This is a genomic window from Halpernia frigidisoli (assembly GCF_900113805.1).
Classification (GTDB): domain Bacteria; phylum Bacteroidota; class Bacteroidia; order Flavobacteriales; family Weeksellaceae; genus Halpernia; species Halpernia frigidisoli.
This window is the reverse complement of record NZ_FOQT01000003.1, coordinates 321,936-341,673: the sequence shown is the minus strand read 5'-3', so window position 1 is coordinate 341,673 and position 19,738 is coordinate 321,936. Positions and strand designations below refer to the sequence as shown.

The window sequence follows — 19,738 nt, the reverse complement described above, 5'->3', positions numbered from 1 at the left end:
CGTTCAGAAATCAAAAATAACCGTTCAGCAAAAATTAGTTTTAAATAAAAAAATCTCAGTATATCTTTACATTATCATTAACAAACCAATTAAAAATAATATTATGAAAACGATCAAAAATTTAGCATTAACACTTTTATTAACTTTCACCGGAATCAATGCATTTGCACAAACCGCTTACGAAACCGCCATGAAAGACAAAGTGATGAAAGTGCAGCAAAGTCAAAGCGCAGATGAACTTGGCGCTCTTGCCAATGACTTTTCCAGAATTGCTTTAAAGGAAAATAAAGAATGGTTGCCACAATATTACGCGGCTTATGCAGACATTCAAAAAGGCAGAATCCTAATGCGCGCGAATGATCTTTCACAACTGGATGCTTTGGCTGATGATGCGCAAAAACACATTGATATTGCCCAAACACTTTCCCCAAATAATGTAGAGTTAACTATTCTTGAAAAAATGTCTCACAGTATGAGAATGATGGTTGATCCGCAATCGCGCTTTATGAGTGAAGGTTCTACGGCTGCCGAACTTCTTGCAACTGCAGAAAAAATGGATCCGGAAAACCCAAGAATCTCTTTATTAAAAGCGGAAGACACGTATTACACGCCGGAACAATACGGCGGAAGTAAAGAAAAAGGCATTGAATTATTTAAAAAAGCCCAGGCGCAGTTTGCAGTTTATAAATCAAAAAGTGCGTTAGATCCAACTTGGGGAAAAGAGGAAGCGGATTATTTTCTTTCTCAAGTGGGGAAATAATCTCACCAAAGTTCAAAATTAAATCCTGCTTTTTGCGGGATTTTTTTGTTAAAAGGTTACAGTAATTGAGATTTTGATCTGTGTAAATCTGTGAAAGCTGTGCGCTGAATTTGCTCACGGATTTCACAGATTTGCACGGATTTTTTTTGACGTTATCTTGTCATTCTGACGAAGGAAGAATCTTAACACTACAGATTCTTCCTTCGTCAGAATGACAAACGCAAAATTAAATCCCATTCAGTATAAAAAACTTACCACCCAGTCGAAAATTATTGCAAACGCCTGATTCCCAAAGTATCTTTACAGTATTAATTAACCAAATAAATTTTATCACAATGGAAACTTACACTTTAACTTCAGACGAAAAATTAGCAAACGCTCAAAAAAGAGTGAAATGTATCAAAGGATTTTACACGCACGCGACTGTTTATTTATTTGTAAACCTATTTATTATCGCAAGTTGCTACATCGACAGTCCATTTAGTTTACAAACTTCTGATCCTTTTATGACGGCATTTTTCTGGGGAATTGGTCTTGCAGCACATGGATTTTCAGTGTTTGGAAGAGATTTTATTTTCGGAAGAGAATGGGAACAAAATCAGATTGAGAAAATATTAAATAAATAAATATTTCCCGCAGATTATTAAGATGTAACAAATTTATATCTTTTATTTTAAAATCTGCCAAATCCTTAAAATCTGCGAGAGAAAAAATATTCAGAGGATTATTTAAATAATTAAATTTACAAAATGGAAACAAAAGATTTAAGAGGAAAATTTATCACAATGCTCTGGACTTCATTCGCAACGGGCATTTTCTTTTTTACTTTTTTTAATGATAATAAATCCTTCTATAATCTGGTGATCAGTTTCGCGATTTCCTTTATGTATTCTTTCGTTTTCATCATGGGAAATTATTACACGAATTGCTACCTAAATTCAAAATATTCCTGGATCGACGATACGCGGACAAGAATTATTTTAGGTATAATTTCAACACTTTTCGTTAATGTTTTTTTAGTTTTTGTTTGTAATTATTTAAATTTAATTGTTCTTCAAAAAAACGATCCTGCTAATTTTTTAAAAGGTGAAATGGGAATGTTCAACTGGATCATTGTTAATGTCGCACTCTTGTTTTCCGCAATTTTCCACGCGAGAGGTTTTATGAATGAATGGAAAAAGGCGTCAAAAAAGGAAGTTGTAGAACAAAAATTAATTGCAAAATCTGCGAACGCACAGTTTGAAACTTTAAAAAACCAACTCGATCCGCATTTTTTATTTAATTCTTTAAATGTTCTCAGCGCTTTAATTGATGAAAACCCAGAGCAAGCGCAGGTTTTTACGGCATCAATGTCGAAAATTTACCGCTATATTTTAGAGCAAAAAGACAAAGAATTGGTTTCCGTGGAAGAAGAAATTGAGTTTGCAAAAACTTACACAGCACTTTTGAAAACCCGTTTTGAAGACAGCGTGACTTTTGAATTTAATGTCAAGGAAAGTGATAAACTGCATTTTGTCGTGCCGCTTTCACTGCAATTAATTTTAGAAAACTGCATCAAACATAATTTCGCCACTTCTGCAAAACCTTTGCATATAAAAATCAGTTCGGAAGATGGAAATTTATTAATAGAGAACAATCTTCAGTTTAGAGAAAACATCAAAGAATCTTCCGGAATCGGACTTTCAAACATCGTTCAGCGGTACGCTTTATTAACCAAAAGAAATGTTTTTATAGAAAAGTCTGCTGATTATTTTAAAGTCAAACTACCAATTTTAACACAAAAAACAACAAAAATGAACACTTCAAATATTTCAGAAAACAACGCTTACGAAAAAGCATCAAAACGCGTCAAAGAATTAAAAAATTTCTATGGAAGTCTTACTTCTTTCTGCGTCATTATTCCCTTTTTAATTTTTGTAAATCTTTATACGGCGCCAGAATACCATTGGTTTTGGTGGCCGATGCTCGGTTGGGGATTAAGCATTATTATCCAGGCAATTTCAGTTTTTGGCATCAGCAAAGATTGGGAAGAGCAGCAAATTCAGAAAATTTTAAATAAACAAAACTAAAAAACTTTTATAAAAATGGAAAATTTATCAAAGAACGAAATCGATTATTCGATAGCAAAAGAAAGGGTACGCCAAATGAAAAAATTCTATACAGGTTTGGCAATTTTCATAATTGCTTTGGCATTTTATTATTTTCGAGCAGATTATTTAAATAAAGAGATCAGCATATTTCATATTGGAAAGATTTCCGGGGTTTTTTGGGTTTGGGGAATTATTTTAGCCATAAAAGGCGTCAAAACATTCTTTTTAAATGCAAGTTGGGAACGCAAAATTATGGATCGAGAACTAAATCAAAACAACCATGGAAACTAACAATTCAGACGAAATAAAATACCGACAAGCAAAGAAAAAAGTTGAGAAAATTAAAGGATTTTACATTCATTTTTTGGTTTACGTTTGCGTTAATTTACTGATCGCTTACTTTAATTATCAAGATTTAAAACCGGGCGAAAGTTATTTTCAATACCAAAATTTTCTCACGGCATTCTTCTGGGGAATTGGTTTAGCGGCGCACGGAATAAGCGTTTTCATGCCTAATTTTATTTTTGGAAACGATTGGGAAGAAAGAAAAATTCAGGAATTAATGGACAAATACAAATAAAATGGGAACAGCAACAACGATCATTATGTTCATTTGGGCGCTTTCAGAAGTATTTTTACTTTTAAAAATGCGTTCTGGAAGCAGAGCTGAAAACAGCAAAGACAAAAAGTCGCTCTCCTACCTTTGGATCGTGATCGGCTTCAGCATATTCTTTGGGATATTTATCGCGAAAGCAAGCCACTTTCCTTTTTATTCAAACGAAATTTTTCAAATTATTGGTTTAGCTTTTTTAATGTTGGGCGTGATTTTCCGCTTGGTTGTCGTTTATAATTTAGGCAAATATTTCACAGTTGATGTAACGATCGTGAAAGACCACAAACTCATTACAGACGGCTTTTATAAATACATCAGACATCCATCTTATAGTTTTTCATTGCTCACTTTTGTCGGTTTGGCTTTGGTTTTAAACAACTGGATCGCTGCAATCGTCCTTTTAATTCCTGTATTTTCAATGTTTCTTTGGCGCATTAAAATCGAAGAAAAAGTCTTAACAGAACAATTTGGAAGTGAATATACAGATTACATGAAGCGGACGAAAAAACTGATTCCTTTTATTTATTAATAAATTTCAAAACCACAAAGTCACAAAGAATTACGTAATTTTAAAAAAAATTTTATCAAGTAATTATTTTAAATTCATTGTGTCCTTCGTGTCAGTGATTTTAGAATTAATCTTTGTGACTTTGTGGTAAAAAAAAGCAAAATGATCAAAACCGTTATCATCGAAGATGAAAAACCAGCCGCCAGAAAACTAGAAAGAATGTTAGGTTTAATCCCTGATTTAGAAATAGTTGCCGTCTTGTCTTCTGTAGAAGAAAGTTTAGATTGGTTTCAAAATAATGAATCGCCACAACTCATATTTTCTGATATTATGCTTGGTGACGGAATGTCTTTCGATATTTTTGAAAAATATCCCGTGCAAAGTTTTATGATCTTCACCACGGCTTATGATCAATATACGTTGAAGGCTTTTAAACTGAATTCTATCGATTATCTTTTAAAACCCATTTTGCAGGAAGATCTCGAAAAAGCCGTTGATAAATTTAAATCGTTCTTACCAAGTGAACTGCCTTCTAACGAATTAAATTTCAAAAATTTAATTAAGAAAGAAGAGTCAAAATTATCCCGGATTTTAGTGAAGATCGGTTATAATTTAAAGATCATTTCTACCGATGAGGTGTCGTGTTTTTACAGCGAAAATAAAATTGCCTATTTACAAACCAAAGACCGCGTTTATCCCACGGATTTCACTTTAGAAGAACTGGAACAAAGTTTAGATTCTAAACAATTTTTCCGCGTAAACCGACAGGTCATTATTAATTTAAATTTCATTAAAAACATCCATACTTCGCCCTATTACAAAGTCGATCTCGAGTTTCAACCCGAACTGGAAATTACCGTAAGCCGCGATCGCGTGAAGGAATTTAAGGATTGGTTGGTGAAATAATTGCTTATTAAACAAAAAGGGTATAAACCTTTAACAAGAAATTTCTTATTAAAGGAAATGGAAATTACACTCATCGCCGTATTACAAAGTTGATCTGAAATTTCAACCCGAACTGGAAATTACCGTTAGCCGTGATCGCGTGAAGGAATTTAAAGATTGGTAATAACTTAAGTATGATTGGCAAATATGCTAATGGTGTGTATATCAATATTTGCTAGATTAGTTAGTGATGTTTTAAATTAATTATTTATTTTTTGGTATAAACATTTCTAATTCGAATTTTTTTCCTTCGTCATAAATGCTAAAGTCAATAGATTCTTTTAATAAAATAGATTTGATATAACTTAATCCCCTACCTCTTCTAATTGTAGAGTCATCGTCAGTTTGTAGAGAATCTAGTTTTACATTTCTAAATTTCAAAATTATAAAATTTTCGTTTTCATCGGCGTGAATTCCTACAAAGCCATTTGGACTATGTTCAACAGCATTCGTTAGAACTTCTATCAATACTAAATAAAAATTCCTCACATCAATATTAAGCAATGGTAGATTTTTGACACTTTTACCTATTCCCATTTTTAATCCGTCGATTGAATTTCCTATTCTTTTTAAGACATTGTAAATATTTAACAAATCAGGAACTGATTCTTTTCTGTTCTCTTTGCTAAATTCAATTAATTTTTTTGCTTCATCAATAGATGAGTCTTTTATTTTATCATCTAATTCTTCTTGTGCATATTGTAAGAAAGTTGATGTGTCATAAAGATAAAAGGTGTCTATTTCAGGAACCTTCGTATATATTTCATTTAAAAGTTCTAATCTAGGCCCTAATTTTCTACCTCTCTTTTCAAGCCACCAATCTTCTTTAATATCGCCTGTAACAAGAACAATATATTTGAAATCTTTTTTAGAAGCCCGATCAATAATCTCAAACCATAAAATTAAATCGCCAAATTTTCGTATATATTCCTTATCTTCATAAAGATGAGATCCAATTTTTTTACTATCCTTAAATCCTGGTGGAATTAAGTTATGATATCTTTTTTCTCCTTCTTTATAAAGTTCCAAAAGCGTGTTTTTATCTAAACCTTTTCCGATTTTATCTTTAAATATTTCAAGGACGATTTCTTTAATTTTGTCTTGATCGTTTACATCAGATTGCTTACTTTCTAATTTTTCCAGATTATCAATAAAGTCATTCAAATATTTTACTCCACTATCAATATTTTTGTCATTTATGAATTTATCTGGATCAATAGAAGAATGTCTTGTTTAAGTTTAAGTTTATTTAACTCAAGTTTTAAGGTTGAAATTACTTCCTTATGTTGTTCTAAAGCATCTTCTAAAATTTTTCTGACAGAAGTAAATTTATTTTTTTGATCACTTATTGCTACGAATCTATTATTTAAAAATTCCAAAATCACCTGAAAGCCAATCCAAATTCTTTTATTGAAATCATCATTTTTTAGAATTCGTATTAAATCTTTTTGAGCGGAATTAGGTAATCGATATAAATCTAATAAAACATTAGAATCAAAAATGAAAAGACCTTCTTTCCATATTGCTTTGAAATCCAGTTGATTATTATCGCGGTGAATCTTAATTAATTTTTCCATTATTGGTAATCAAATAAATGTTATGATGCAAATTGCAAATTTTTTAGAATATTTCATAAAACACAAAAAGGTTTTAACAAAATCAAAAATAATAAAAATTAATTAATTTTTTAAGAAATCACCCCACTTCCCAGCAATTCTTCACCAAAATATCATGCAGCAAACTGTCCTTCCGCAATTGAAAACCGGGCGGAAATTTTTCAAATTTATTTTAAAATAAACGAGTGCCTTTTTTTAAATTTTATTTAAATTAATTTTGTTTACTAAAATTGCGTAATTTTGCAAAATGAATTCTTGGGATTTAGGTCATATAATCACTAATTACGTTAATCAAAAAGGCGATACAGTTTCACATAAGAAACTGCAAAAACTGTTATATTATGTTGAAGCGTGGCATTTAGTAAATTTTAAAAAACCCATTTTGCAAGAAGATTTCCAAGCCTGGGTTCACGGTCCTGTGATACCTGATCTTTACCAAAAACTTAAAGATTTTGGTTTTAATGATTTAGCAATTATCAATGAAGAAGAAGAAACTGTAGATAAGGAAATTGAATATATTATAAAAAAAAATGAAATTGATTCTAATCAACTTGATTTTATTTATTCTGTTCTCGATAACTACGGCTCTTTAAGTTCCTTTGATTTAGAACTTCTTTCGCACAATGAAAAGCCTTGGATCGAAGCAAGAGGAAACTGTGCTCCACATGAAAGATGTACAAATATCATTTCAAAAAAATCAATGTTTAAATTCTATTCAGAACTTTAACATTAATGTCAAAGAATAGAAAGAAATTCCAAATTGCAAATCCGCAAGATCAATTAGACAAATTTAAAATTGACAAATATAAAATTGGTGAAAACGGCGTGTCCTTTTATGATATAAGGGATATGAAACCAGTTTTTGCTTTTGATTATCTATCTATAAAATTTTCAAACTTATGTTACAACTCTAACTCTCTTAAGGTTGAAGATTATTTGGGTTTTTTAACGGCTCTTAAAACAAACTCTCAATTTACATATAACGAATTAAGAACTAAAAAAAACTATAGATTTCATCCTATAGATTTTGATTCAGATAATGTGTCAATAAACAGAAAAGATTTCAAGAAAGTTTTATCTTTTAAACCAGATGAGATTAAAGATGAAGAATTGCCAACGCTTTATCAATTTGATTTACATTATCACCAGAAAGCAAGAGCCTGTGGTTTTTTGTATAAAGGAATATTTTATTTAGTGTGGTTTGATAGAAATCATATAATTTATCCAGGAAATAGATAGTGATTTACCAAAAAATCCTTCCGAAATAATCAAAAGGATTTTAAATTATGTAAAAAATAATTAACAATCTAAGAAATCACCCCACTTCCCAACAATTCCTCCCCGACATACCACGCAGCAAATTGTCCTTCTGCAATCGCAGATTGTGGGTTTTCAAATTCGATAAACAAGCCTTCTTCAAACTGATAAAGCGTGGCTTTTTCCAAAGGTTGTCGGTAACGGATCCTTGCAGAAACCTCTAAAGTTTTGCCGTTTTTTAATTTCAGATCTTCGCGAACCCAATGGATATCTGCCGTTTCTATTTTTAAGGCTTTCCGGAACAAGCCGGGAAAATCCCGTCCTTCACCCACGAAAATTAAATTTTCCTGCATATCACGGGAAATCATAAAACAGGATTCTTTGTGACCGCCAATTCCCAGACCTTTACTTTGCCCGATCGTAAAATAATGCGCGCCCTGGTGTTTGCCAATCACTTTTCCGTCTGTTTTTTTGTAATGTGTTTTAGCAGAAAGAAATTCCAGTTCTTCCAGTTTTGAAGAAAATTCGGTTTTTTCCTGATGATATTGGTCAAAATCTTTGAAAATTTCAACAATTTCGCCTTCTTTTGGTTTCAGTTGCTGCTGCAAGAATGTCGGCAAACTCACTTTTCCGATAAAACACAAACCTTGGGAATCTTTCTTTTCAGCCGTTACCAGATCCAGTTTTTTAGCAATTTCCCGAACTTCAGGTTTCGTAATATTCCCGATCGGGAAAAGCGATTTCGAGAGTTGATCCTGATTCAGCTGACAAAGAAAATAACTTTGGTCTTTATTGTCATCTTTCCCCGCGAGAAGGTGGAAAATTTCTGTTCCATTTTCGTCAAAAGTAGAGTTCACTTGTGCGTAATGTCCGGTCGCAACTTTCTCAGCGCCAAGTGATAAGGCTGTTTTCATAAACACGTCAAACTTAACTTCGCGGTTGCACAAAACATCCGGATTTGGCGTGCGGCCGTTCTTATATTCATTAAACATATAATCTACGATGCGCTCTTTGTAAAGTTCGCTCATATCAATCACCTGAAACGGGATTCCCAGTTTTTGCGCCACCAAAAGCGCATCATTACTGTCCTCGATCCACGGACATTCATCTTCCAAAGTGACCGATGCATCATTCCAGTTTCGCATAAAAAGCGCGATAACTTCGTGTCCTTGCTGCTGCAACAAATACGCGGCAACACTGCTGTCTACACCGCCGGATAAACCAACTACTATTTTCATTTTTTCATTTTATAAAGCCCTTCAAGGGGACTCTTTCGTGAGGTGCAAATTTACGACAATAATTACATAATTTTTAGAAGCAACAAGGTCATCGCTTTTTTCAATATATGTCCCGCTTTTCGCTACAATCCGTCATTGCGAGGAACGAAGCAATCTTTTGAACAGATTGCTTCGTTCCTCGCAATGACAGATTTCCACTGCAATCGGGGCTACCTCGAAGTTTATTTTTTTGTTTCAACGCTAACTTCAAAAATTTATAATAATCTTGGATTAAAATTTGCAATTCAAAAGTTCAAATTAGAAATTATGAGCAGAGGTTTTGTAAAAGAAGACGATCAGGAAGAAGTACCAATGGTAGCGCCAAGGGCAGATCTACCGGAAGGAACCGAAAATTTTGTCACCCGAACCGGAATGGATTTGCTTTTAGAAGAACGTGAAATTTTAACCGCAGAAATGGAAAATTTAGACAAATCCCAGGAAAAAGAATACCGAATTTCCTTTAACCACATCAATGCTAAACTACAATTATTAAACGAAAGAATTACCTCAGCAAAAATCATTGATCCGGAAAAATTGCCACAAGATGAAGTTCATTTTGGCGCAACCGTTACTTTTAAAAATGCCGCAAATAATTTAAAACAAACATTTCAAATAGTTGGCGTTGACGAAGCCGATATTAAAAAACAAAAAATATCATTCATCACACCTTTAGCAAAAGTCTTAATGCATAAAAAAATTGGTGAAAAAGCAGTTTTAAATTTAGGTGAAAGACAAAATGAGTTTGAGATTTTGGAAATTAAATATTAAAACAAGAGCAAACAAAAATCCCTGCTAATTTTCATTAACAGGGATTTTTATTTATTTAAAAAACTTTATTTAGACTCTTCGGTAATCATTTCCGGTTCGCCTTCCAAACCATCTTTGGCTTCATTAAGACCTAAAACTACTGTTTCGCCTTCTTTCAATTTTTTATTTACGAGCATTTCTGCCAACAAATCTTCAATATATTTCTGGATCGCACGTTTCAATGGTCTTGCACCGAAATCTTTATCCCAACCTTTGTCAGCGATAAAATCTTTCGCTTCGTCTGTTAAACTAACAAAGTAGTTTAGTTTTTCTAAACGGCTATAAAGTTTCGCCAATTCAAGATCGATAATTTTAGAAATATCTTCTTTTTCAAGATTATTGAAGATCACGACATCATCAATTCTATTCAAGAATTCTGGTGCAAAGGCTTTCTTCAAAGCACTTTCAATTATACTTTTCGCTCTTGCGTCCGTATTTGTTTTTTTAGTAGCAGTTCCAAAACCAACACCGTCACCGAAATCTTTAAGATCTCTGGTTCCAATATTTGAAGTTAAAATAATGATCGTATTTCTAAAATCAATTTTTCTTCCTAAACTGTCTGTTACAAAGCCTTCATCTAAAATTTGAAGCAAAATATTAAACACATCAGGATGCGCTTTTTCAATTTCATCTAAAAGTAAAACAGCATAGGGTTTTCTACGGATTGCTTCCGTTAATTGTCCACCTTCTTCGTAACCAACATATCCTGGAGGCGCGCCTACCAAACGTGAAACGGCGAATTTTTCCATGTATTCACTCATGTCAATTCTGATCAACGCTTCGTCGGAATCAAATAATTCCCGCGCCATTACTTTCGCCAGTTCGGTTTTTCCAACACCGGTTGTTCCAAGGAAAATAAAAGTTCCAATTGGTCGGTTCGGATCTTTCAATCCAGCGCGATTTCTTTGAATGGCTTTTACCACTTTTTTCACCGCTTCTTCCTGTCCGATTACTTTACCGTTCAATTTTGCGTCCATCGCAGCGAGTTTGTCCAACTCATTTTTGCCAACTTTCGTTACAGGAATTCCGCTCATCATGGAAACAACTTCGGCTACATTTTCTTCGGTAACTTCTTCTTTTTTCTCTTTTACATCAGCATCCCATTTTTCCTGAGCCACAGAAAGTTCCATTTGCAGGCGTTCTTCTTCATCTTTCAGTTTTCTGGCTTCCAGATAATCCTGTTTTTTTACGGCTTTTTGTTTAAGTTCTTTTATCTCATCGATTTTTTTCTCATGATCTACAATGATTTCCGGAACTTTCATATTCTTCATATAAACTCTGGAACCTGCTTCATCTAAAGCATCGATCGCTTTGTCGGGTAAAAATCGGTCTGTAATATATCTCGCCGTCAAAGTCACACACGCATTTATCGCTTCATCAGTATAAGTTACGTTGTGGTGATCTTCATATTTATCTTTTATTTGATTTAAAATCAAGATCGTTTCTTCAATGTTAGTCGGTTCTACCATTACTTTCTGGAAACGTCTTTCCAAAGCGCCATCTTTCTCAATATATTGTCTGTATTCGTCCAAAGTCGTGGCACCAATACATTGAATTTCACCTCTCGCCAAAGCCGGTTTGAACATATTTGAAGCATCTAAACTTCCTGTAGAACTTCCTGCACCAACAATTGTGTGTAATTCATCAATAAATAAAATAACGTCACGGTTTTTTTCAAGTTCCGTCATGATGGCTTTCATGCGCTCTTCAAATTGTCCGCGGTATTTTGTTCCGGCAACTAAACTCGCCAAGTCCAAAGTAATCACGCGTTTTCCGTAAAGAACCCTTGATACTTTTTTCTGTTGAATTCTTAAAGCCAAACCTTCCGCAATGGCAGATTTACCAACGCCGGGTTCACCAATTAATAGTGGATTATTTTTCTTTCTTCTAGATAAAATTTGAGAAACACGTTCAATTTCTTTTTCACGACCAATTACCGGGTCAAGTTTTCCGTCTTTTGCTAAAGAAGTGAGATCGCGTCCAAAATTATCCAGAGTTGGCGTTTTGCTTTTTCCAGAACCTATATTTCCGGTTGGTTTGCGCATTTGTCCAAACTCTTCTCTTTCTTCGTCATCATCAAAAGCGCTTGCTTTTGGTAATTGACCGGAATTTTTTAGCATACTTTTATATTCTGAGGATACTTTATCATAATCAATATCATATGCATCCAAGATATTTGTTGCAGGATCTTCCAATTTGTATAAAATTCCCAGAAGAAGATGTACAGTATTTATTTCATCAGCTTTGTAAAGACGACATTCAAGTTCAGATCTTTTAATCGCCTGATCTGCAAGCTTCGTGAAAGAAATTTTGTCCGACTCTGCATCTGCAAAAGGGTTTGAATTGGAAACCGTCATGGTTTCAATTTTTCTTTTTATCTGCGTAAGATCTGCATTTAGACCGCGAAGTATTTCTTTTGCCGAATTTTCAGAATCCATAATTCCTAAGAGAAAATGCTCTGTATTTAGAAATTCACTGTGCAGTCTTTTAGCTTCACCTTTACTGTGTCTAAAAACTTCATTTAAACCAGTTGAAAATTTATTATTCATATATTTAAAATCGATATTATTAAATTAAAGACGTTTTCGCCCTTAACTTCAATCAAAGTTACAAATACTTTACCAAAATTCTAATCTGACTTTATGACCTCTTTTTTTTGTAGTTTTGTTAGTAAATCAGCTATTTTAGCACAATTAATTTTTTTTAAACTTATAAAAGACAAGGTTTTTAATGAAAGTTTTGGTAAGCGTTTTTAATAATTTATATACGGATCAAAGAGTGGAAAAAGTTTGCAGAACTCTTGATGAAGCAGGATATAAAATTGAATTAATTGGTAATAGTTGGGATGGTTTGCCGGAAATGAGTCGTCCGTATTATTTTTCGCGAATTTTTTTAAAGTCAAAAAAACTTCGTTTCGCTTATTTAGAATTTCAAATAAAACTTTACCGGGAATTATTAAAAAAAGCAGATCAAAACACTATTTTATTATCAAACGATCTTGATTCTCTTTGGCCAAATTATCTGGTTTCAAAAAAATTGAAAATTCCTTTGGTTTTTGACAGTCATGAAATTTTTACCGAAATGCCCGCGTTGCAGGGAAGATCTGTAAAGAAAATCTGGAAATTTCTGGAAAATAAATTGGTTCCAAAAGTGGAATACATGATGACGGAAAGTGAAAGTTACGCTGAATGGTTTCAAAAAGAATACAACGTAAAACCGATTGTGGTAAGAAATATTCCAAGAAAAATTACTGATGAAATTACCTTTCCTGAGAATAATCCGAAAATAATTCTTTATCAAGGCGCAATCAATCAGTCAAGAGGAATTCCGCAGGCAATTTTAGCAATGAATTTTTTAGAAGATGTCATTTTTAAAATAATCGGTGATGGGCCAAAAAGAAAGGAATACGAAGATTTTGTTTTAAAAAATAATTTGCAGAATAAAGTCCAGTTCTTAGGCAAAATGGTTCCGGATGAAATGAGAAAAGTAACCAAAGCAGCTGATGTTGGTTTAAGTTTAGAAGAAAATGGCGGAGTGAGTTATCTTTATTCTTTGCCCAATAAAGTTTCAGATTATATCCAGGCAAAAGTTCCTTTGGTAATGATCAATTTCCCCGAAATGATGCGTATTAAGAAACAATTTAACGTCGGTGAAGTAGTAGGAGATCACGAACCTGAAAATATTGCTGAAAAAATTAAAATTGTTCTTAAAAATGGCAGAAATTTTTACAAAAAAGAATTAGAAGAAGCAGGAAGAATTTTGTGTTGGGAAGAAGAGGAAAATAAAATAAGAAACCTCTTTAAAAAAGTGGAAACCGAAAATTTTCAGACTGAAAATTCTTAACTTTGCATTATGACCATTAAAGAAAAACAAGACGAAATAGTTGCAGAATTTGCCTTTCTGGAAGATTGGGAACAGAAATACGAATATATTATAGATCTGGGAAAAGAGTTAAAACCGCTTTCTGCAGAAAGAAAAAATGAAAGTAATTTGATAAAAGGCTGTCAATCTCAGGTTTGGATCGATGCAGATTATGCAGATGACAAATTGGTTTTTAAAGCAGATTCTGACGGTATTTTACCCAAAGGAATTGCTTCGCTTTTAGTCAGTATTTACAGCGGACATTCTACTGATGAAATAATTAATTCTGATTTTGACTTTATTTCGCAAATTGGTTTGCAGGAATTTCTTTCGCCTTCCCGGGCAAATGGTTTAATGGCAATGACGAAGCAGATAAAATTCTACGCTGTTGCTTATCAGTTAAAAAAATGACCCGCGTTTTAGCCTACCGATTTTCCGCCTTTGGTGATATTGCCATGACAGTTCCCGTTTTCCGTGAGCTTTTAGAGCAGAATCCTGACCTTGAAATTATCATGGTTACCAAAAAAAATTTCGAAGCTTTGTTTGCAGATCTTCCGCAGGTTATTTTTAAAGGTATAAATCTTGAGGATTACAAAGGGATTTTAGGAATGAGAAAACTCTCAAAAGAACTTTTAAAAGAATTTGAGTTTGATTATGTTGCTGACCTTCACGATGTGATCCGATCAAAAATTTTAGATACTTTTTTCACCAACCGAAATTTTAAAGTTTTTAAAGTAAATAAAGGAAAAGAGGAAAAAGAAGAACTAACCAACATCTGGAATCTTAATAAAAAACAGTTAAAATCAACTTTTGAACGCTACGCAGATGTTTTTCGGGATATAGGTTTTCCGGTTACTTTGTCACACCAATTTCGTCAAAAATCAATTGAAAAGAAGGCTATTGGTTTTGCACCTTTTGCTCAGCATAAAGGAAAAATGCTGCCATTGGAAAAATCTTTTGAACTGTGCCGAATATTAGCAAAAAATAATAAAATCTATTTATTTGGCGGCGGTTCGCAGGAAAAAGCAGTGTTAGAAACCTGGCAAAATGAAATTCCAAATACAGAAAATATTGCAGGCAAGTTGAATCTGGCAGAAGAATTAAGTTTGATTTCCAGTTTAGAAACGATGATCTCGATGGACTCGGCGAATATGCATTTGGCAAGTCTTGTTGGCACAAGATGTATTTCAATTTGGGGATCAACGCATCCTTTCGCGGGATTTTTGGGCTATGGACAATCGAAAAATGATGTAGTCCAGGTGGTCGATCTTACATGCAGACCGTGTTCCACTTTTGGCGATAAAGAGTGTTACCGCGGTGATTATGCCTGTTTAAACGAATTGAATATCCAGAGAGTAATTGACAAGATCTAATTTTAGGAAAATCTAAAATACGATTTCTTTGACTAAAAATCTTTGTCGTAAATTTTTAACAAATCAAAAGAAGTCGGTATTCATCTTTATTTTCTAAAGGCGCTCGATGAATACAGGGCAAAACTTTTTGTTCCGGACTTTCAACAGCTAATCTCCAGAGATTTCCCAGTCCAAGATTGACAGGTTTCGAATTAATTTTCGGTTCATAATGTAAGTCAAAATAGTTTTCTCTGACAAAAGTTTCAAATTCCAATTCTTCGACGTTATATAAATTCTTTAGTTTTTCGCGTATTTGAGGGATTAAAACTTTTTGTACTGCTTCATCATTCGGCAAAATATCACTTGCTGCGCCAAAATAAGTGCAAAGAAATGTACTGCTTTCGATAGGAGAATGATCGACGTGAAAGGAATAAACATCAGTAGAAATAAAATCTGACGCGTCATCTCTTTCGTAGTTTTTAATTAAATTCAGGGAAGGAGATGCTCCAAAATCTTCTAATAATTGTAAATCATTTAAGATAATTTCTCTTGCGGTGTTACCTTTTTCAGATAATTTAAGAGATAAAAGATCTTCTGAAAAAATCTCGGTTATATTTTCTTTTATTTGTAGTTTTAAAACAATTTCTTCAAAATCTCCATCCAAATTTCTTTCCCAGCAAACTGCATTTTGATCGCCGGTAAAGTCATTATTGATCAAATCTTCAAACGCAGAAACAACTTTAATCTGATTGTTGTTTATAAAATTATGACTCATATTTTGAATTGAAAAATACTGTAAATTTAAAAAAGATTCAAAATTGAAAAATATTAAAACAAAAAAAATCTCATATTTCTATGAGATTTTTAAAAAATTGTGGGCCCTGAGGGATTCGAACCCCCGACCCTCTCGGTGTAAACGAGATGCTCTGAACCAACTGAGCTAAGAGCCCCACATTTCTGTTTTTCGTTTGGCAAAGATAGACCAAAAATTTAATTCTGCAAATATTTTTCTAAAAATTCTCCCACTACAAAGTTACTTCCGCCAATATATAGGATTTCCTCTTTTTTAATATTCTGTAAAGCAAATGAATACGCTTCAGAAAGATTCTCAAAAATTTTATAATTTATTTTATATTTTTTCAGATCTTCTTCGTAATCGGAGGGGTTTCGGCCTCTTTCTACATTTGGTTTGATAAAATAATAGGTTTCTTTTGGTGGTAAAATCTGTAAAATCTGATCTAAAACCTTATCATTTACAAATCCTAAAATTAGATGTTTCTTGGTTTTATAAGTTTCAAGTTGTTTGAAAACCAATTCTAAACCAGCCAAATTATGGGCTGTATCTAAAATTGTCAACGGATTTTCTGAGAAAACAGTCCATCTTCCGATAAATCCTGTGTTTTTTTGGACGTTCATTAAACCTTCAACCAATGACTTTTCGGGAATTTCTATTTTTTGTTTTCGAAGTTCTTCAGTGATTTTTACGACCACTTTTATATTTTTTCCTTGATAATTTCCTGTTAGATCAGATTTATAATTATTAGAAAATTCTGTTGCGTCAATAAATTTCGAATTTTTATTTGCTGCGGTTTCCTTTAAAATCTTGAAAACTTCGGGATTTTCTGTTCCGGAAATTATGGGAATATTTTCTTTAATAATTCCTGCTTTTTCAAATGCAATTTCACCGATTGTATTTCCTAAAAGATTTTGATGATCCAGATCGACATTGGTAATTGCCGTTAAAATTGGATTAATAATGTTTGTAGAATCTAATCTTCCACCTAAACCAACTTCAATCATGGCAAAATCAACTTTATTTTCTTCAAAATATTCAAAAGCCATGATCGTCGTAAATTCAAAAAAAGAAGGCTGAAATTCTTGTGGTAAATTTTTTAATTTTTGAATGAAACTAAAAACAAACTCTTTATCACAATTTTCACCGTTAATTTTAATGCGTTCTCTAAAATCTACCAGATGCGGCGAGGTGTAAAGTCCAACTTTATAGCCGGATTCCTGCAAAATTGAAGCAGTCATATTGCTTGTTGAACCTTTTCCATTTGTTCCGCCAATGTGGATCATTTTTAGGTTTTCCTGTGGGTTTCCAAAAAAATCACAGAGTTTTTTTATGTTTTCCAAGCCAGGTTTGTAGGCTGATTGTCCGACAGTTTGGTAATTTGGCAGTTGTGCAAAAAGCCAGTTTAAATCTTTTTGATATTGATCTTCGTTCAGCATTTAAAATAAATATTAAAACGTTGCAAAGATATTCAATAACTAAATGTATTATTCTTTGCCACCCGGAAAATATATTTATTTTAGCAAAAAAATATTATGTCGAAAATTTTACTTTTAGCGGTTTTCTTATTTTCAAATTTCTACTTTTCGCAAGTGACGATTGAAAGCAATCATTTGGTAAAAGATGGAAAATCTTATAAATTATCCCAATATGAAGATGTTTTGCAAAGTGACGCAGCAAAATCTTATGTGAAAAAAGCCCGCACAAATAATACTGTAGGACAAATTTTTGCCGGAGTTGGTGGTGCGTCATTGGGTTTCGGTTTAGCAAGAGCCTTATCTGGCGGAAAAACTACCATTACCATCAACGGCACTCAACAAATTATAAAACAAAATAAGACAAACGCATATGCTGCAATGGGAGTTGGCGCCGGGTTGATTGGAATTGGTGTTCCATTTATTTTAGCAGCAAATAAAAATTTAAAAAAGGGAATCGCCGCAGAAAACGGAGAAGTTGCTAAAACAGCCTATTTCAAAATCGAAGCGGCGGGAAATGGATTTGCACTTTCCTATAATTTTTAGAGATTTATTTGATTATATTTTGAGGGGAACTTTTCTACTTAAAATAAAACCTTAATTTTTGCGAAACTTGTAACTAGCCCTGATAGAAGCGGCATCCTTTTTTATAATTTTTTTAAAGCGCGATGCAAATAAAAAATTAAAAAAAAGATATAGCGGATAGCAGGTTCCAGGCTTCTTAAAAAATTAACTGAAAATTCACTATTTTTGCACCTTATTTTACAACTATGGCAAAGCAGGAAGATGTTTTTAAGAAAGTGGTTTCGCACGCGAAAGAGTATGGTTTTATATTTCCTTCAAGTGAAATTTATGACGGACTTTCGGCGATTTACGATTACGGACAGAATGGCGCGGAACTGAAAAATAACATCAAGCAATATTGGTGGAAAGCAATGGTGCAGATGAATGAGAACATTGTGGGGATTGATTCTGCGATTTTTATGCACCCGACAATTTGGAAAGCGTCCGGTCATGTTGATGCTTTTAATGATCCATTAATTGATAATAAAGATTCTAAAAAACGCTTCCGAGCGGATGTTTTGCTGGAAGATTATTGCGCAAAATTGGAAGATAAAGCGCAAAAAGAAATTGAAAAAGCGGCGAAAAGATTTGGCGAAAGTTTTAATGAAGATGAATTTGTAACAACGAACGCCAGAGTTGTAGAATATAGAGAAAAGCAAAAAACGATTTTGGAAAGAATGGCTAAGTCTTTAACGGACAATAATTTAGCCGATGTAAAAGCCTTGATTGAGGAATTAGAAATCGCTGATCCAGACACGGGTTCAAAAAATTGGACGGAAGTTCGCCAGTTTAATTTGATGTTTGGGACGAAATTGGGCGCGACTTCAGAATCTGCAACGGATCTTTATTTAAGACCTGAAACGGCGCAGGGAATTTTTGTGAATTACTTAAATGTTCAAAAAACGTCTCGACATAAATTACCTTTCGGAATTGCGCAAATTGGTAAAGCCTTCAGAAATGAGATCGTTGCGAGACAGTTTATTTTCAGAATGCGTGAGTTTGAACAAATGGAAATGCAGTATTTTGTACCGCCGGGAACTGAACTTAGTTTTTATGAAGAATGGAAACAAAAACGCCTTAACTGGCATTTGGCATTAGGTTTAGGCAAGGAAAATTATAAATTTCACGACCACGAAAAATTAGCGCATTACGCAAACGCAGCCTCAGATATTGAGTTTAAATTTCCGTTTGGTTTTAAAGAATTAGAGGGAATTCACTCGCGAACAGATTTTGATCTTTCGGCACACGAGAAACATTCCGGGAAGAAATTACAATATTTTGACAATGAAAGAAATGAAAGTTATGTGCCTTATGTGGTGGAAACTTCGGTTGGTTTAGACCGATTATTTTTAGCGATTTTCTCAAATTCTTTGAAAGATGAGGTTTTGGAAGATGGTTCAGAAAGGACTGTTTTATCGCTTCCGCCGGCTTTGGCGCCTGTGAAAGCCGCGATTTTACCATTGATGAAAAAAGATGGTTTAGGCGAATATGCAGAGAAAATTTTCGACGATCTGAAATTTGATTTTAATTTAATTTACGAAGAAAAAGACAGCATCGGAAAACGTTACAGAAGAAATGATGCGCTTGGAACGCCTTTCTGCATTACGATCGACCACGATTCTTTGATTGATAATACGGTTACGATTCGTGACAGAGATACGATGAAACAGGAACGAGTGGCGGTTGCTGATTTGCGCAGAATCATTGATGAAAAGGTTAATTTTAGAACGCTTTTGAGTAAGATTTAGGATTTTTAAGCACGGATTTCCATAGATTCTCACAGACATTTGAATAAAATCCTGAACTAGATTCAGGATTTT

Annotated in this window: 21 protein-coding genes and 1 tRNA gene; 15 read left to right on the top strand and 7 right to left on the bottom strand. The window is 33.4% G+C overall.

The genetic code is table 11. The annotated features are described in order from the left end of the window. Positions 1-103: 103 nt before the first annotated feature. The 7 genes from BM238_RS09855 (at position 104) to BM238_RS09825 (ending at position 4,877) form a co-directional block, all read left to right on the top strand. Positions 104-760: a hypothetical protein gene (locus tag BM238_RS09855; protein WP_090080316.1), complete on the top strand. Its 657-nt coding sequence runs from the start codon at positions 104-106 to the stop codon at positions 758-760. A 335-nt stretch (positions 761-1,095) separates the two neighbouring features. After that, positions 1,096-1,386, top strand: a complete 291-nt coding sequence (locus BM238_RS09850) for a 2TM domain-containing protein (protein ID WP_090080315.1) — start codon at positions 1,096-1,098, stop codon at positions 1,384-1,386. Between the two features lie 123 nt (positions 1,387-1,509). Beyond that, the gene (locus BM238_RS09845) at positions 1,510-2,829 is read left to right on the top strand and encodes a 2TM domain-containing protein (RefSeq protein ID WP_090080314.1); all 1,320 of its coding nucleotides are present in this window, start codon (positions 1,510-1,512) and stop codon (positions 2,827-2,829) included. A gap of 15 nt (positions 2,830-2,844) precedes the next feature. Continuing rightward, on the top strand, positions 2,845-3,141 hold the full coding sequence (locus BM238_RS09840; protein ID WP_090080313.1) for a 2TM domain-containing protein: 297 nt from the start codon (positions 2,845-2,847) through the stop codon (positions 3,139-3,141). Beyond that, the gene (locus tag BM238_RS09835; protein WP_090080312.1) at positions 3,131-3,430 is read left to right on the top strand and encodes a 2TM domain-containing protein; all 300 of its coding nucleotides are present in this window, start codon (positions 3,131-3,133) and stop codon (positions 3,428-3,430) included. The genes BM238_RS09840 and BM238_RS09835 overlap by 11 nt, the downstream gene beginning before the upstream one ends. A gap of 1 nt (position 3,431) precedes the next feature. Beyond that, positions 3,432-3,992, top strand: a complete 561-nt coding sequence (locus tag BM238_RS09830) for a methyltransferase family protein (RefSeq protein ID WP_233741944.1) — start codon at positions 3,432-3,434, stop codon at positions 3,990-3,992. Positions 3,993-4,133: 141 nt separating this feature from the next. Continuing rightward, positions 4,134-4,877, top strand: a complete 744-nt coding sequence (locus BM238_RS09825; RefSeq protein WP_090080311.1) for a LytR/AlgR family response regulator transcription factor — start codon at positions 4,134-4,136, stop codon at positions 4,875-4,877. Positions 4,878-5,120: 243 nt separating this feature from the next. Here BM238_RS09825 and BM238_RS09820 read toward each other — a convergent pair whose 3' ends face one another. Both BM238_RS09820 and BM238_RS14600 read right to left on the bottom strand, forming a co-directional pair. Next, complete coding sequence (locus tag BM238_RS09820; RefSeq protein WP_221404932.1) at positions 5,121-6,080, bottom strand: PIN-like domain-containing protein; 960 nt, start codon at positions 6,078-6,080, stop codon at positions 5,121-5,123. A gap of 32 nt (positions 6,081-6,112) precedes the next feature. Continuing rightward, entirely contained in the window at positions 6,113-6,493 is a 381-nt protein-coding gene (locus BM238_RS14600; protein ID WP_221404931.1) for a PIN-like domain-containing protein, read from the bottom strand. A gap of 286 nt (positions 6,494-6,779) precedes the next feature. Between BM238_RS14600 and BM238_RS09815 the strand changes: the two genes are divergently transcribed. Continuing rightward, positions 6,780-7,259 (top strand): Panacea domain-containing protein, encoded by a 480-nt coding sequence (locus BM238_RS09815; RefSeq protein ID WP_090080310.1) that lies wholly within the window; start codon positions 6,780-6,782, stop codon positions 7,257-7,259. A 5-nt stretch (positions 7,260-7,264) separates the two neighbouring features. After that, complete coding sequence (locus BM238_RS09810) at positions 7,265-7,771, top strand: hypothetical protein (protein WP_090080309.1); 507 nt, start codon at positions 7,265-7,267, stop codon at positions 7,769-7,771. A 68-nt stretch (positions 7,772-7,839) separates the two neighbouring features. Here the strand turns inward: BM238_RS09810 and mnmA are convergent, their stop codons facing one another. After that, positions 7,840-9,027: a tRNA 2-thiouridine(34) synthase MnmA gene (gene mnmA / locus BM238_RS09805; protein ID WP_090080308.1), complete on the bottom strand. Its 1,188-nt coding sequence runs from the start codon at positions 9,025-9,027 to the stop codon at positions 7,840-7,842. 306 nt (positions 9,028-9,333) lie between these two features. Here mnmA and BM238_RS09800 point away from each other — a divergent pair, with 306 nt between their 5' ends. Next, positions 9,334-9,834, top strand: a complete 501-nt coding sequence (locus tag BM238_RS09800; protein ID WP_090080496.1) for a GreA/GreB family elongation factor — start codon at positions 9,334-9,336, stop codon at positions 9,832-9,834. 65 nt (positions 9,835-9,899) lie between these two features. Here BM238_RS09800 and BM238_RS09795 read toward each other — a convergent pair whose 3' ends face one another. After that, positions 9,900-12,422, bottom strand: coding sequence for an ATP-dependent Clp protease ATP-binding subunit (locus BM238_RS09795; RefSeq protein ID WP_090080301.1), 2,523 nt, complete (start codon positions 12,420-12,422; stop codon positions 9,900-9,902). Positions 12,423-12,603: 181 nt separating this feature from the next. On the opposite strand from BM238_RS09795, the gene BM238_RS09790 reads away from it, so the two are divergent. The 3 genes from BM238_RS09790 to BM238_RS09780 are packed head-to-tail and all read left to right on the top strand — an operon-like array spanning position 12,604 to position 15,107. Continuing rightward, on the top strand, positions 12,604-13,716 hold the full coding sequence (locus tag BM238_RS09790) for a glycosyltransferase (RefSeq protein WP_090080300.1): 1,113 nt from the start codon (positions 12,604-12,606) through the stop codon (positions 13,714-13,716). A 9-nt stretch (positions 13,717-13,725) separates the two neighbouring features. Next, complete coding sequence (locus BM238_RS09785) at positions 13,726-14,145, top strand: SufE family protein (RefSeq protein WP_090080299.1); 420 nt, start codon at positions 13,726-13,728, stop codon at positions 14,143-14,145. After that, a complete protein-coding gene (locus BM238_RS09780) occupies positions 14,142-15,107 on the top strand; it encodes a glycosyltransferase family 9 protein (protein ID WP_090080297.1) in 966 nt (321 codons plus the stop codon). Before BM238_RS09785 ends, BM238_RS09780 begins: the two co-directional genes overlap by 4 nt. 55 nt (positions 15,108-15,162) lie before the next feature. Here BM238_RS09780 and BM238_RS09775 read toward each other — a convergent pair whose 3' ends face one another. From BM238_RS09775 to BM238_RS09765, 3 genes are all read right to left on the bottom strand, one after another. Beyond that, positions 15,163-15,861, bottom strand: a complete 699-nt coding sequence (locus BM238_RS09775; protein WP_090080296.1) for a DUF1826 domain-containing protein — start codon at positions 15,859-15,861, stop codon at positions 15,163-15,165. A gap of 100 nt (positions 15,862-15,961) precedes the next feature. Continuing rightward, positions 15,962-16,036 (bottom strand) — tRNA-Val (locus tag BM238_RS09770). 40 nt (positions 16,037-16,076) lie between these two features. Continuing rightward, entirely contained in the window at positions 16,077-17,318 is a 1,242-nt protein-coding gene (locus BM238_RS09765; RefSeq protein WP_090080294.1) for a bifunctional folylpolyglutamate synthase/dihydrofolate synthase, read from the bottom strand. A 96-nt stretch (positions 17,319-17,414) separates the two neighbouring features. Between BM238_RS09765 and BM238_RS09760 the strand changes: the two genes are divergently transcribed. Together BM238_RS09760 and BM238_RS09755 are read left to right on the top strand one after the other, a co-directional pair. Then, a complete protein-coding gene (locus BM238_RS09760) occupies positions 17,415-17,900 on the top strand; it encodes a hypothetical protein (RefSeq protein WP_090080292.1) in 486 nt (161 codons plus the stop codon). A 224-nt stretch (positions 17,901-18,124) separates the two neighbouring features. Beyond that, positions 18,125-19,666: a glycine--tRNA ligase gene (locus BM238_RS09755; RefSeq protein ID WP_090080291.1), complete on the top strand. Its 1,542-nt coding sequence runs from the start codon at positions 18,125-18,127 to the stop codon at positions 19,664-19,666. Positions 19,667-19,738: the final 72 nt, after the last annotated feature.

Coding starts and splice junctions, on each gene's coding strand:
- BM238_RS09755 (WP_090080291.1), top strand. CDS start 18,125: ATGGCAAAGCAGGAAGATGTTTTTAAGAAAGTGGTTTCGCACGCGAAA.
- BM238_RS09795 (WP_090080301.1), bottom strand. CDS start 12,422: ATGAATAATAAATTTTCAACTGGTTTAAATGAAGTTTTTAGACACAGT.
- BM238_RS09825 (WP_090080311.1), top strand. CDS start 4,134: ATGATCAAAACCGTTATCATCGAAGATGAAAAACCAGCCGCCAGAAAA.
- BM238_RS09830 (WP_233741944.1), top strand. CDS start 3,432: ATGGGAACAGCAACAACGATCATTATGTTCATTTGGGCGCTTTCAGAA.
- mnmA (WP_090080308.1), bottom strand. CDS start 9,027: ATGAAAATAGTAGTTGGTTTATCCGGCGGTGTAGACAGCAGTGTTGCC.
- BM238_RS09800 (WP_090080496.1), top strand. CDS start 9,334: ATGAGCAGAGGTTTTGTAAAAGAAGACGATCAGGAAGAAGTACCAATG.
- BM238_RS09760 (WP_090080292.1), top strand. CDS start 17,415: ATGTCGAAAATTTTACTTTTAGCGGTTTTCTTATTTTCAAATTTCTAC.
- BM238_RS09790 (WP_090080300.1), top strand. CDS start 12,604: ATGAAAGTTTTGGTAAGCGTTTTTAATAATTTATATACGGATCAAAGA.
- BM238_RS09845 (WP_090080314.1), top strand. CDS start 1,510: ATGGAAACAAAAGATTTAAGAGGAAAATTTATCACAATGCTCTGGACT.
- BM238_RS09835 (WP_090080312.1), top strand. CDS start 3,131: ATGGAAACTAACAATTCAGACGAAATAAAATACCGACAAGCAAAGAAA.
- BM238_RS09765 (WP_090080294.1), bottom strand. CDS start 17,318: ATGCTGAACGAAGATCAATATCAAAAAGATTTAAACTGGCTTTTTGCA.
- BM238_RS14600 (WP_221404931.1), bottom strand. CDS start 6,493: ATGGAAAAATTAATTAAGATTCACCGCGATAATAATCAACTGGATTTC.
- BM238_RS09850 (WP_090080315.1), top strand. CDS start 1,096: ATGGAAACTTACACTTTAACTTCAGACGAAAAATTAGCAAACGCTCAA.
- BM238_RS09775 (WP_090080296.1), bottom strand. CDS start 15,861: ATGAGTCATAATTTTATAAACAACAATCAGATTAAAGTTGTTTCTGCG.
- BM238_RS09810 (WP_090080309.1), top strand. CDS start 7,265: ATGTCAAAGAATAGAAAGAAATTCCAAATTGCAAATCCGCAAGATCAA.
- BM238_RS09840 (WP_090080313.1), top strand. CDS start 2,845: ATGGAAAATTTATCAAAGAACGAAATCGATTATTCGATAGCAAAAGAA.
- BM238_RS09815 (WP_090080310.1), top strand. CDS start 6,780: ATGAATTCTTGGGATTTAGGTCATATAATCACTAATTACGTTAATCAA.
- BM238_RS09780 (WP_090080297.1), top strand. CDS start 14,142: ATGACCCGCGTTTTAGCCTACCGATTTTCCGCCTTTGGTGATATTGCC.
- BM238_RS09855 (WP_090080316.1), top strand. CDS start 104: ATGAAAACGATCAAAAATTTAGCATTAACACTTTTATTAACTTTCACC.
- BM238_RS09785 (WP_090080299.1), top strand. CDS start 13,726: ATGACCATTAAAGAAAAACAAGACGAAATAGTTGCAGAATTTGCCTTT.